This is a genomic window from Candidatus Benthicola sp., from assembly GCF_058719085.1.
In genome coordinates, this window is the sequence record NZ_JBZQEK010000018.1 from 19,251 (window position 1) to 30,972 (window position 11,722).

Genomic DNA, 11,722 nt, shown 5'->3' on the forward strand with positions numbered 1-11,722 from the left:
TCGCTTCGGCCGACTGCGGGGACTAGCCGATGAAGCGGCGCACCACCACCAGCAGGAAGCCGATCCCGGCGCCGAGGAAGTAGCCGAGGCGCACGATCAGGTTGAGTTCCTTCTCGGTGATGGACCGGACGAGCCGTTCCAGCTCGGGAATGGGGAACTCGAGGATCTTCGCCTCCACCCGGTCGGCCACGCGCACGTTGGCGGCCACCTGCGGCACCTTCCCGGTGATCCACTCCCACACGGGGTCGGCGAGCGCCCCCGTGAGCCTCTCGGCGGCGCCCTCCCGTCCGTACCGCTCGAGGGATCCGATCGGCTGGCCGAGAATGCGGTCGGTCAGCCAGATCTTGAACCGATCGAATTGCTCACGGCCCGCCTCCGTACGAAGCCCCGCGGCCACCCACCGGCCGGCCCTTCGAGCCGGGACGAGACGGACGACATCGGCCCAGCTTCGTTCCCCGGCCTTCAGAAGGGCGGTCTCGACGCGATCGAGCAGGAACTCGCGGACCTCCGGGTCCTGCGCGGCGTCGACCGTCCAGGCCGTGATGGAGTCGAGAGCGCTTTCGACCTGTGGATCGCCGGGCCTGCCGAGCACTTCGATCACGGGGCGCCGCAGGAAGTCCACGATCGCCTCGTTGACGCTGCGGGCCATGGCGTCCTGCACCTCGCCTTCCCGCAGGAGGTCGCCGAGACGATCGGCGCCTTCGGCCTCCAGGGTGTCGATCACCCGGTCGACCGTTTCCTCGGTGATGATCAGCTTGGCCACCACCCGCTGATGAAACCGGAGGTCTCGCATGAACCGGTCCAGCAGGTCGTGGATCGCTCCCTCCACGCGGGATCGGGCAGCGGGGTCCTCGAGCAGCCTGCCGAGGCGCTCCATGGCGAGCGGGAGATAATCGCTGATCGCGTGTTCCAGCGCCGCGACCAGTCCGATCGGGAGCAGCTCTTCAAAGGACCGGCCCGGCCTCAGCAATCGGCCGGCGGCTCGCTCCAGGTGGCCCCGCACGGTGGTGGAGAAGGACTCCGAGTCCACCAGGCGGGTCATCCAGTCGCCGGCCTGGCCGCGCAGTGCAGCCACCCGTTCCTCGCCGAGCGATTCGGCGAGCGACTCGTCCTCGAGCGAATTCGCCAGCGTCTCGAGGATGCGTGACGCGTCTTCGGAGAACTCGTCCGAGGCAAGGGAGTCCACGACCCGATCCCGCACGGATTCCAGGAGCGTATCGAGGATGCGGCGGACCTCCACCAGGGCGCTGTCCGGAAGGAGCTCCTCGATGGACGGCTTCTCCCCCGCGAGCAGCTCCTGGACCAGGCCCTCGAGCTGCTCGTCGAAGGCCTCTCGGAGCCGCTCGTCCCGCAGCTCGGCCGCCACGTCGCCCGGAGTGAGAAGGGTCGTCCCGACCGTGTTCCCGATCGTCCGGGCCATGCGATCCCGGTTCTTCGGGATGGCGCCCTGGAGCCACCCGATGGTCCGGCCGAACAGCTTCGGCGGCCGATACGGGTGGAAGAGCATGGTGATCGCCACGCGGTTCGTGATGCCGCCGGCGAGAGCCCCGAACAGTACCGTCAGACCGTCACGGAGCCACTGGAGGACGGGTTCACTCAAGGCTCAGCTCCTGGAGCCCCACGCCCCGCATGGTCCAGGACTGTCCATCGAGAACCAGGGCCGCCTCGACCCGAAATAGCTCGAACCCGGGCGGAGCGGCCGACATCTCCGTCAGCAGCGGCTCGGTTCCGCGGATCTCGGCCAGAAGACCCGCTTCCGGAAGCTCGAAGGACCAGCGTCCGGGCGAGTCGGGAGCCGCTGCGAGGGAGAGCAGCAAGCCATCGTCCCACGCGGTCTCCGTGTCCTCGAACCAGGTCCACGTGGTGACCGGGGCGTCGGGCGCCGTGCTCTCCCTCATGATCAGAATGCCGGCACCGGTGGTGTCGGTGACCAGGAACAGCTGCTCCCTTTCCTCGGACAGCGTCTCGTCCAGACGCCGCGCGCTCTGCCGGGCAAGGAGGAGCCCCGATTCGGCTCCCGATTGATCCAGCAGATCGGCCAGACGAAGGGATTCCCTCTGACCGGCGCTGCTGTTCCAGGTCGCGATCGCCCCGCGCGAGTCGAGCCGCAGTCTGCCTTCCGGCAGGGCGAGGATGACCGAGGACGGGTCGCCGCCCTCCCCCGCCATCACGCGCACCGGACCGGAGGGGAGAACCCGCCACGCGGCCCTCGGGACGGGCAGGGAGTCGGCCAGATCCAGGAGCTGGCTCCACTCCCGACCGCCGAACCAGCCCCGGTAGCGGAGATGGATCGAGGTCGTGTCGGTTCGATTGTCGAAGCGGAGATGCAGCACGGACGGCGCCTCTCCGGTCCCGACGAAGGTGAATTCCGTGTGATACAGGGCGCCGGGGATCGGATCGGAGCTGAGCTTCGGCTCGGGCGGCGCCGCGGTCGGTTCCGGTCCCGGTTCTTCCCCACCGCCGCAACCACCGAGCGTCGCGGCGGAGATCACGGCTGCCCCGAGGGCGAACCGAGCGACGAGTGATCCTGTTCTGTACAAGTCGACTTCCTTCGTTTCCCCGTGCGGCGGCTCTCGTGATCCTGAAAAGGTACCGGAGGTCGCGAGACCTGTCACCGTCCAGCGGCCCGTCCTATCTTGGGCTACCGCCGCTGGGGGCGCCGTTCCACTCAACCGTTTTCGCCATGCAGCTCTATACGAAGATCACCATCGCGTTGATTCTCGGAGTCGTGGCCGGCTTCGTCGCCAACGCCCTCGACATCGACATGCTGACCCGCCTCCTGGTGGCCATCGAGCCGGTGGGGACGGCGTGGATCCGGCTCATCACCATGGTGGTGGTTCCGCTCGTGTTCGCCAGCCTGATCGTCGGCACCGCGAGCCTGGGCGACATCACCAAGCTGGGCCGGATCGGCAGCAAGACGGTCGTCTACTACCTGGCCACCACGGCGGTGGCCGTCTCCATCGGACTGCTCCTGTCGAACCTGGTGCAGCCGGGCAGCCGCATGAGCCCCGAGGCCCTCGAGTCCCTCCGCTCGACCTACATGGTCCAGGGGGCGAGCCAGGTCGAGCTGGCCCAGGACGCGCCGGGTCTCGTCGACGTGCTGCTCAACCTGATCCCGCGCAATCCGGTGGAGGCGCTGGCCAGCGGGGACATGCTTCCGATCATCTTCTTCGCGATCTTCCTCGGGGCCGCCGTGTCGGCGCTGCCGAGGGAACGACGGGACCACATCGTCGGCTTCTTCGACGGTCTCAACGAAGCCTGCATGGTGATGATCCACTGGATCATGAAGCTGGCGCCGTACGCCGTGTTCGCCCTCATCGGTGCGGTCATCGCCCGCTTCGGGCTCGATGTGCTGGGGAGCCTGCTGATCTACGTGGTCGTGGTGATCGTCGGGCTCCTCCTGCACGTTCTGATCACCTACACCTCGGCCCTGAGGTTTCTTGCGCGCCGCCCGCTGCTGGAGTTCTTCCGCTCGATCCGCGGCGTGCAGCTGATCGCCTTCTCCACGTCGAGCTCCAACGCCACGCTTCCCCTGACCATGGAGACCGCCGAGGAGGAACTCGGGATCGAGAAGGAAGTGTCGAGCTTCGTGCTTCCGCTCGGGGCCACCATCAACATGGACGGCACCGCGCTCTACCAGGCCGTGGCGACCATGTTCATCGCCCAGGTGCTGATCGGGGACATCGCGCTGTCCGCGCAGTTCGGCATCGTGCTCACCGCGACCCTCGCGTCGATCGGAGCGGCGGGCGTGCCCTCGGCGGGGATCATCATCCTGGTGGTGGTGCTGAAGGGGGTGCTCGCCGGATCGGGCATCGATCCGGCGGCCGGGATCGCCCTCATCCTCGGCGTGGACCGGATCCTCGACATGTGCCGAACGGCCGTGAACGTCACCGGAGACCTCACGGCGGCGGCCGTGATCGAGCGCTCGGAGTACGACCGGGCTCTGCGAGGAGAAGACAGCCGGTAGGTCGCCGACGGAAGGTCTCGGAAGGTCCCGGCAGGTCTCAGGAGCGGACGCGGGCGCCCGGACCGAGGGCCCGGTCCATGCCCTGCACGAAGTCCCGCACGAGACGGTCCCCGGGCCCGGCGGCCCGCCGCGCATCGGGAACGGCCCGGAGGTCGAGGCGCGTCAGCCCGTTGTCGTCCAGGCTTACCCAGATCGTGAGCAGGGATGCGCTTCCCGGCAGCCAGCCCCGGCAACGGGCGGTGACCATCCCGAGCTCCTCGTCGTGGTGCACGAGCGACCACCGACTCTGCCCCCGCACGGCCTCCAGTACCCGATCCCACACGGCCGCGAAAGATGCCACGTAGAGACGCCCCTCCGGGCCGGCCGGGCGACGGGTGTCCACCGCCTCGCCTGCCGCGGGCTTTCCCGCCTCGCTGGAAGACCTGGTCGTCATGCCGATTCCGACGGATGAGCCGGCGCTCGCGGCACGCGCGCCGGATGTTGCCCGGTTCGGGGGCGCCCCGTACCGTTCCGGGGTCGATCCACCGTGGATGAGAACCTCTGAGAAGGTCGCATGCAAGCCATACTCCCGCTCGCGGGCAAGGGTACCCGACTCCGCCCGCACACGCACACCCGTCCGAAGCCGCTCCTTCGAGTGGCCAATCGCCCGGTGCTGGACTACGTGATCCGCCAGCTCGAGGAGGCCGGTGTCGACGAGATCATCGGGATCACCGGCCACCTTTCGGACACCATCGAACGCTGGCTGTCGGACGAGCATCCGGAACTGGCGTTCCGGGCCGTTCCCCAGGTGGAGCAGCTGGGGACGGCCGACGCGATCCGCCTGGCCGCGCCCTATGTAGAGGGGCCGGTCCTGATCGTGTTCGTCGACACGCTGTTCGACGCGGATCTCGGCCTGATCGAGACGATGCCGGATGTGGACGGCATCGTGTGGGCGAAGGAGGTGGAGGACTATCAACGCTTCGGCGTGATCGTCACGGATGAGGACGGCTTCATGCGGCGCATCGTCGAGAAGCCGTCCGAGCCCATCTCCCGTCTGGCCAACATCGGCCTCTACTTCATCCGGGACTGGCGCCTCATGTTCGAGGGCATCGAACACGTCATGGCCCAGCCGCCCAAGATGGGGGAGTACTTCCTCACGGATGCCTTCCAGTACATGATCGACCGGGGAGACCGGCTCTTCACGGCCGAGGTAGAGCACTGGTGGGACTGCGGCAAGCTGGAGACGATTCTCGAGACCAACCGGCAGGTGCTGCTTTCCGGTGCCGCGACCCCGCCTTCGGCGGTCGAAGGCGCTCGGGTGATTCCTCCGGTGTGCGTCGCTGCGGATGCGGTCCTGGAGGATGTCGAGATCGGTCCGAACGTCAGCATCGGCCGCGGGACCACGTTGCGCGGGGGGCGTCTCCGAGACTGCATCGTCGGCGAGGCCTCGCTGCTCGAAGGGTGCGACCTCGAACATTCGATGATCGGCGACCACGTGGAAGCCAGCGCGCTGAGAGGATCGGTCTCGGTGGGCGACCACTCGACGATCGAAGCCCTGTAGGCTCGCCGGCAGCACGACGGCCGGGCGCACCGGGAGGTGTCTTGGAACCCAACGACCTGATCTACGACTGGAACCGGCTCCCGGGCAGCTTCGCCTATGCGGGGGCGCACGTCGAACTCGACGACGAGACGCTGCGCGACGGGCTTCAGAACCCGACCGTGAAGGACCCCCCGATCGATCGCAAGATCGAGATGCTCCACCTGATCGCGGAGATGGGCATCCAGTCCGCGGACATCGGCCTTCCGGGCGCAGGCCCACGCGCTCAGGAAGCCGTCATCGCCCTCGCCCGGGAAATCGTCGAGCAGGACCTGCCGATCGCTCCGAACTGCGCGGCCCGCACGGTGAAGGCCGACATCGCGCCCATCGTGGATGTGGCCCAGGCCACCGGACTGAGGATGGAAGTCGGGGCCTTCATCGGGTGCTCGCCGATCCGCCAGTACGCGGAGGGCTGGGATCTCGACATGCTTCTCCGCACCACCGAGGAGGCGGTCCGATTCGCGGTCGGAGAGGGTCTCGACGTGATGTACGTCACCGAGGACACGACCCGGTCCCGGCCGGAGACTCTGAAAGCCCTCTACACCACGGCGATCGAGTGCGGAGCTCGCCGGATCTGCCTGGCCGACACGGTGGGACATGCGACGCCGTTCGGCGTGCGGCAGCTGGTGAGGTTCGTGCGGAAGATCATCTTCGACTCGGGCGAAGACGTGAAGATCGACTGGCACGGACACCGCGACCGGGGGCTGGCGATGCCGAACGCCCTCGCAGCCATCGAGGAGGGAGCGAACCGCGTCCACGGCACGGCACTGGGGATCGGCGAGCGCGTCGGAAACACGGCCATGGACCTGCTCCTGGTCAACCTCAAGCTGCTCGGAGTGCACGACGTGGATCTGCGCCGCCTTCCGGACTACTGCAGATTGGCGGCCGAGATGTGCGGAGTCGAGATCCCTCACTCGTACCCGGTGGTCGGTAGCGATGCTTTTCGGACGGGCACCGGCGTGCACGCGTCCGCCATCATCAAGGCGATGAGGATGGGCGACGAGTGGCTGGTCGATCGGGTGTACAGCGGTGTGCCGGCTGCGCTGTTCGGGCTCGAGCAGACGATCGAAGTGTCCCCCGTCTCCGGATTGAGCAACGTGCGCTACTGGCTGCGGGAGAACGGATACGATCCCGAGGACGACCGGCTGTGCGATGCCGTGTTCGCGCTCGCCAAGCGAAGCGATCACACGCTGACCCGAGAAGAGATCGAGGACGAGATCGCCGCCTGCCGGGAGGAAGCCGCGGGACTCGCTCCTCCCGTCTCGGAACCTTCGGCCGGGGGGCCGGATGCGTGAGCGTGACCGGACGTCGTGGCGGAAGCTGGCCTGCCTGTCCGCGCTCATGCTCGGACTCACGGCCGTGTTCGCCTCGCTGACCCTGATCGCGATCGATCGGCCGGCGGCAGCGGCGGTCCTCGCCGTCGCCGGCCTCGTCGCGGCCGCCGTCGGCCTCCGGTGTCTGTCCGCAGGTGGCCGAACGCCCTGAGCCCCGATAGGATGGTACCTTTTCCGACCCCCGGTGTAACCACGCGTATCATGAAATCGACACGATGGACGACCTGCAATCGGCCGCGAGATGCGGCACGGGCCACGGCTCGTGTCGCCGTTGCGGTTCTGGGCCTCGCGCTCACGCTTCCCGGGATCGCGACGGGCCAGGACGCGGTCCCGCACCTCCCCAACGGGACGACCGTGATCCTGACGCCGGTACAGTCGACGCTTCCACTCGAGGATGGGAGCTGGCCCGGGCTGGCGCGGACCGAGGAAGACGCGCTGCGGGCGATGGACGCCGAGCTCGAGTTCGCGCTGGGCGAGCGGCGCTCGGGAGAGGACTGGGTGCTGCCGTCCGATCTGCGGCGCACGATGGAGCGGAATCCTACGCTGGACATCAATCCCGACCGGATGGCCTACCGTCCCCTGCTCGTTCCGATCGAGGACCGGAAGTACATCCCGGAGCCCCTGCACTCCGAGCTTCGCAGTCTCGCGGCGCTCTACGACACCCGCTATCTGGTCGTCCCGATACGACTGTCCGTGGAGACGGAACCGACGGACGAGGGCCGCTCCGGATCCGAGGTGGCGTACGCGGGTGGGGACGCAGTGGCGCCGGCCCGCCGCGCCTACCTGCTCACGGCGCTGGTCGACATCCGACGCTCGGATGTCCTGTGGCTGGGAGAGTTCGCGGGAGACCCCGGAACGCCCGAGTCGGGTTCGCTCCTCGCCACCCTGGCGGCCCGGATGGCCGAGCAGCTGGCGCCATGAGGGGAATGCTGCGATCCGGGGGGCTCGCGGGACTGCTCGCCGTGACGGCGCTGTCGCTGACCGCCTGTTCGACGTCCGACGAGCTGCGGCTCCCGGCCGATTCCGACCTGGCCGGGCTGTACGGGGAAGTCCCGAAGGTCTCGCTGAACGGAAACGTGGTGGATGTCGAGGTCCGCCAGTCGGCCGATCAGCTGCGCCGAGGAGGCGCCACCTGGGCCAAGGTCGGTCCGTTCATCTACCTCTTTTCGCCCCAGACGCAGGACGTGTTCGAGTCCTGGTCGGGAGTCGGCGGAGTCAGGGTCACCACCGTGGACGGACGGGGCCGCATGGTTGCCCGTGCCATGCTTCCGCGGTCCACGCTGAACAGCCTCACGTGGCCGCGAGCGATCAATCTCGTGGCCAAGGCGAGGCTCGAGGGCACGCAGCGGCCGAGCTACATCCTGGACCTGATCGAGTACGGCGAGGAAACCGCCGACTACGAATACAGCCCGCAGTACGTGAAGGGCGGAAACTGATGACACACACGGTCACCGTGGTGCCGGGGGACGGCATCGGGCCGGGCATCACCGAGGCGACGCTTCGGATTCTCGAAGCCGCCGGGGCGCCGATCGAGTGGGACCGGCAGGAGGCAGGCCTGACGGCCGCGGAGCACGGACACGACCTCCTTCCGCAGGAAACCCTGGACTCGATCGAGAGGAACCGCGTCTGTCTCAAGGGGCCGCTGACGACGCCGATCGGGGCGGGCTTCCGATCCATCAACGTCGCCCTGCGCAAGCACTTCGATCTGTACGCGAACGTGCGGCCGACGCAGAGCTTCGTGCCGGGCGGGCGATACGAGGACATCGATCTGGTGATCGTGCGGGAGAACACGGAGGGCCTGTACGCGGGTATCGAGCACTTCATCGGCATGCGGCAGGACCCGCGCGCGGTGGCGGAGTCGGTCATGCTGATCACGCGGTACGGCTCCGACCGTATCGTTCGATATGCGTTCGAGTATGCGCTGCAGCACGGCCGGAAGAAGGTCACCCTCGTGCACAAGGCGAACATCCTCAAGTACACGCAGGGGCTGTTTCTCGAAGTCGGTCGGGACGTGGCCAAGAACTACGCCGGTGCGATCGAGTTCGAGGACCGGATCGTCGACGCGACCGCCATGCAGCTGGTGCTCGATCCATACCAGTTCGACGTGATCGTGACGGAGAACATGTTCGGGGACATCCTGTCCGATCAGACCTCGGGCCTCGTCGGCGGCCTCGGCTTCGCCCCGGGCGTCAACGTCGGCAAGGACGTCTCGATGTTCGAGGCGGTGCACGGATCGGCTCCGGACATCGCCGGCCGCAACATCGCGAACCCGACGGCCCTGCTCCTCGCCGGCTGTCTCATGCTCGATCACCTGGGCCTCGGTGAGACCGCCAGCCACATCCGGGACTCGGTGAAGTCCGTCATCGTCGAAGGGGCGACGCTGACGCGGGACCTCGGGGGCACGGCGAGCACCACCGACTTCGCCGACGCGGTGATCGAAGCCATGCAGGCCGATGTCGAGACCGTTTGACGTCCAGGCGCGCGATCCGGACGATGCGGAGAGCGGCGCCTGCCGACGGTGTGGAGGGCGGGAGCCACTCTCCTCCCTCGATCGCTGGGGGTGGTGTTCCTCGTGTGGCGCCGAGCTCGAGAGAAGAGCGCGCCGCGGGCAGCACCTGATCGCCGGGCTCATCACCCTGCCGTTCCTGATCTGGATTCTCATCGGAGACACGGGCGGAGTCCTTCCCGTCTACGCCTGGGCCCTCCCGCTGCTGGCGGCCTACTATCTCGGCTCCCGGATCGGGCGGGTGCTGATCCGCAACTACCTTCGGAGCCAGCGCGGAGTCTGAGGCGCCAGGGCTCGCTGGAAACGGCCGCGCGACATCCCCGACGACGTCTGGCTCCGAGCCCGCGAAGCCGTCGGGTAGCCGAGAGAATACCCTTTACTCCGTTCTCCCCCTCGATTCCGGCGCCGATGCTGGCCGCCGGCCGCGTCCCGCGATAGGATTTGCGCACCGAGGAATTGCCTGAGATCGACCTTAACAGCTGTGAAGAGGGTGAAATGAGTTTCGAGGGCGTGGATTTCTACGATATCGACGGCCTCCTTTCCGAGGAGGAGAGGGCCGTTCGGGACATGGTGCGCGACTGGGTGGACGAGGAAGTGATGCCCATCATCAATCGCCACTACATGGAGCACACGTTCCCGACGGAGCTGATCCCGAAGATGGGCGAGCTCGGCTTCTTCGGAGCGAACCTGCCGGAGGAGTACGGGTGCGCCGGCCTCAACAACGTGGCCTACGGGATCATCAACCAGGAGCTCGAGCGCGGAGACTCGGGGCTTCGATCGTTCTCGTCGGTGCAGGGCGCCCTCGTCATGTATCCGATCTATGCCTTCGGAAGCGAGGAGCAGCGAAAGGAGTGGCTCCCGAAGCTGGCGACGGGCGAGAAGATCGGGTGCTTCGGCCTCACCGAGCCCGACTTCGGATCGAATCCCGGCGGCATGCTCACCCGGGCCGTGAAGGACGGAGACGAGTGGGTGCTGAACGGCGCGAAGATGTGGATCACGAACGGCTCGATGGCCGACGTCGCGATCATCTGGGCCAAGACCGGCGAGCTGGACGACCCCTCGTCCATTCGCGGCTTCATCGTCGAGACGGATCGGGACGGGTTCAGCGCCAAGGACCAGGAAGGAAAGCTGTCCCTCCTCGCTTCGGACACGAGCGAGCTGGTCCTGCAGGATGTGAGGGTGCCCGATTCCGCACTTCTCCCGAACAGCGGGGGCCTGAAGAGCCCGTTGATGTGCCTGACGCAGGCCCGTTACGGGATCGCATGGGGCGCGATCGGGGCGGCCATGGCCTGCTTCCGGGAGGCCGTGGACTACGCCGGGAACCGGGTGCAGTTCGGGGGGAAGCCGATCGCGGCGACGCAGATTCAGCAGATCCGGCTCGCTGAGATGCTCACCGAGATCACCAAGGCCCAGCTCCTGGCGCTGCAGCTCGGCCGTCTGAAGGACGCCGGCACCTTCACGCCGCAACAGGTCTCGATGGCGAAGCGCAACAACGTGGACATGGCCTGCGAGTGCGCGCGGGAAGCGCGGCGTTTGCTCGGCGGCAACGGCATTCTGATCGAGTACCAGTCGATGCGGCACATGGCCAACCTCGAGTCCGTGTACACGTACGAGGGGACGCACGACATCCACGGGCTGATCCTGGGGATGGAGATCACCGGGATTCCGGCGTTCGAGTAGGGATCTCGAGGACGGGAACAGCTTACGGGTCCCCGAGGCCCCGGAAGACTAGTCCGAGGCGTCCGGTGGCAGTGCGGTGCGGCGTTTCTGGTCGATGAGAGATTCGGTGAACTCCTGACGCTCCGCCAGGAAGTCGACCCGCTGGTCCAGGGCATCGAATTGGTTTCTCAGCTCCAGGAGCTCCACCTCGACGCGGGCGAGGAGGTCACGCTCCGGCGAGTTCTCCCTGCGGATCTTGATCCACTCCTCGATGGCCCTGCCGAGGCGGCGACTGATCGGGAATAACAGGATGAACGTACCGATCAGGAATACCATCGTGAGAATCGCAATCAGCTCTGCGATCGCGTACGGCATGCTGACTCCCTTCCCGCAGGCGCCCCGGGGGCTCTCGTCGACGACGGATCCTACGCCTCGCGTCCCGCGGGAGTTTCATCCGCTTGTGAAAAGCGGACACGAAACGTAGCATCCAGTCGCCTCCACGCGCCCGTAGCTCAATTGGATAGAGCGTCTGGCTTCGGACCAGAAGGCTGGGGGTTCGAGTCCCTCCGGGCGTATCAGAACGTGGTCGTACCACCCTCCTCCGTTCGGTGCATCGGGGGTGGTCCTGCGCTCGCCTTCGGCGATGCTCGGAATGCTGCGCGTTGCGCAGCGGCGAGTCC

The 11,722-nt window shown here is 67.3% G+C and carries 13 protein-coding genes and 1 tRNA gene; 10 read left to right on the plus strand and 4 right to left on the minus strand.

The features are described 5' to 3' along the window. Positions 1 to 22 precede the first annotated feature (22 nt). Positions 23 to 1,600 (minus strand): DUF445 family protein, encoded by a 1,578-nt coding sequence (locus AC36XV_RS01710; protein WP_492201951.1) that lies wholly within the window; start codon positions 1,598 to 1,600, stop codon positions 23 to 25. Then, positions 1,593 to 2,540: a hypothetical protein gene (locus AC36XV_RS01715; RefSeq protein WP_492201952.1), complete on the minus strand. Its 948-nt coding sequence runs from the start codon at positions 2,538 to 2,540 to the stop codon at positions 1,593 to 1,595. The genes AC36XV_RS01710 and AC36XV_RS01715 overlap by 8 nt, the downstream gene beginning before the upstream one ends. Before the next feature lie 143 nt (positions 2,541 to 2,683). Here AC36XV_RS01715 and AC36XV_RS01720 point away from each other — a divergent pair, with 143 nt between their 5' ends. After that, positions 2,684 to 3,967 carry a dicarboxylate/amino acid:cation symporter gene (locus AC36XV_RS01720; RefSeq protein ID WP_492201953.1) on the plus strand — a complete coding sequence of 428 codons (1,284 nt, stop codon included), beginning with the start codon at positions 2,684 to 2,686 and terminating at the stop codon, positions 3,965 to 3,967. Between the two features lie 37 nt (positions 3,968 to 4,004). On the opposite strand, the gene AC36XV_RS01725 is transcribed toward AC36XV_RS01720, so the two are convergent. After that, the gene (locus AC36XV_RS01725; RefSeq protein WP_492201954.1) at positions 4,005 to 4,400 is read right to left on the minus strand and encodes a hypothetical protein; all 396 of its coding nucleotides are present in this window, start codon (positions 4,398 to 4,400) and stop codon (positions 4,005 to 4,007) included. A gap of 120 nt (positions 4,401 to 4,520) precedes the next feature. Between AC36XV_RS01725 and AC36XV_RS01730 the strand changes: the two genes are divergently transcribed. The 8 genes from AC36XV_RS01730 to AC36XV_RS01765 all read left to right on the plus strand — a co-directional run bounded on the left by AC36XV_RS01730 (position 4,521) and on the right by AC36XV_RS01765 (position 11,063). Then, positions 4,521 to 5,507, plus strand: a complete 987-nt coding sequence (locus AC36XV_RS01730; RefSeq protein WP_492201955.1) for a sugar nucleotidyltransferase — start codon at positions 4,521 to 4,523, stop codon at positions 5,505 to 5,507. A 41-nt stretch (positions 5,508 to 5,548) separates the two neighbouring features. Beyond that, entirely contained in the window at positions 5,549 to 6,838 is a 1,290-nt protein-coding gene (locus tag AC36XV_RS01735) for a LeuA family protein (protein ID WP_492201956.1), read from the plus strand. Further along, positions 6,831 to 7,028 carry a hypothetical protein gene (locus tag AC36XV_RS01740; protein WP_492201957.1) on the plus strand — a complete coding sequence of 66 codons (198 nt, stop codon included), beginning with the start codon at positions 6,831 to 6,833 and terminating at the stop codon, positions 7,026 to 7,028. Before AC36XV_RS01735 ends, AC36XV_RS01740 begins: the two co-directional genes overlap by 8 nt. A 50-nt stretch (positions 7,029 to 7,078) precedes the next feature. Then, positions 7,079 to 7,798, plus strand: a complete 720-nt coding sequence (locus AC36XV_RS01745) for a hypothetical protein (RefSeq protein ID WP_492201958.1) — start codon at positions 7,079 to 7,081, stop codon at positions 7,796 to 7,798. Next, positions 7,795 to 8,313 carry a hypothetical protein gene (locus AC36XV_RS01750; RefSeq protein WP_492201959.1) on the plus strand — a complete coding sequence of 173 codons (519 nt, stop codon included), beginning with the start codon at positions 7,795 to 7,797 and terminating at the stop codon, positions 8,311 to 8,313. The genes AC36XV_RS01745 and AC36XV_RS01750 overlap by 4 nt, the downstream gene beginning before the upstream one ends. Then, a complete protein-coding gene (locus AC36XV_RS01755; RefSeq protein ID WP_492201960.1) occupies positions 8,313 to 9,347 on the plus strand; it encodes an isocitrate/isopropylmalate dehydrogenase family protein in 1,035 nt (344 codons plus the stop codon). The genes AC36XV_RS01750 and AC36XV_RS01755 overlap by 1 nt, the downstream gene beginning before the upstream one ends. Next, on the plus strand, positions 9,331 to 9,666 hold the full coding sequence (locus AC36XV_RS01760; protein ID WP_492201961.1) for a hypothetical protein: 336 nt from the start codon (positions 9,331 to 9,333) through the stop codon (positions 9,664 to 9,666). The genes AC36XV_RS01755 and AC36XV_RS01760 overlap by 17 nt, the downstream gene beginning before the upstream one ends. 212 nt (positions 9,667 to 9,878) lie before the next feature. Then, positions 9,879 to 11,063, plus strand: coding sequence for an acyl-CoA dehydrogenase family protein (locus AC36XV_RS01765; protein ID WP_492201962.1), 1,185 nt, complete (start codon positions 9,879 to 9,881; stop codon positions 11,061 to 11,063). Positions 11,064 to 11,111: 48 nt separating this feature from the next. Here the strand turns inward: AC36XV_RS01765 and AC36XV_RS01770 are convergent, their stop codons facing one another. Beyond that, on the minus strand, positions 11,112 to 11,417 hold the full coding sequence (locus tag AC36XV_RS01770; protein WP_492201963.1) for a hypothetical protein: 306 nt from the start codon (positions 11,415 to 11,417) through the stop codon (positions 11,112 to 11,114). 126 nt (positions 11,418 to 11,543) lie between these two features. Here AC36XV_RS01770 and AC36XV_RS01775 point away from each other — a divergent pair. Beyond that, positions 11,544 to 11,617 (plus strand) — tRNA-Arg (locus AC36XV_RS01775). The last annotated feature ends 105 nt before the right edge of the window (positions 11,618 to 11,722 follow it).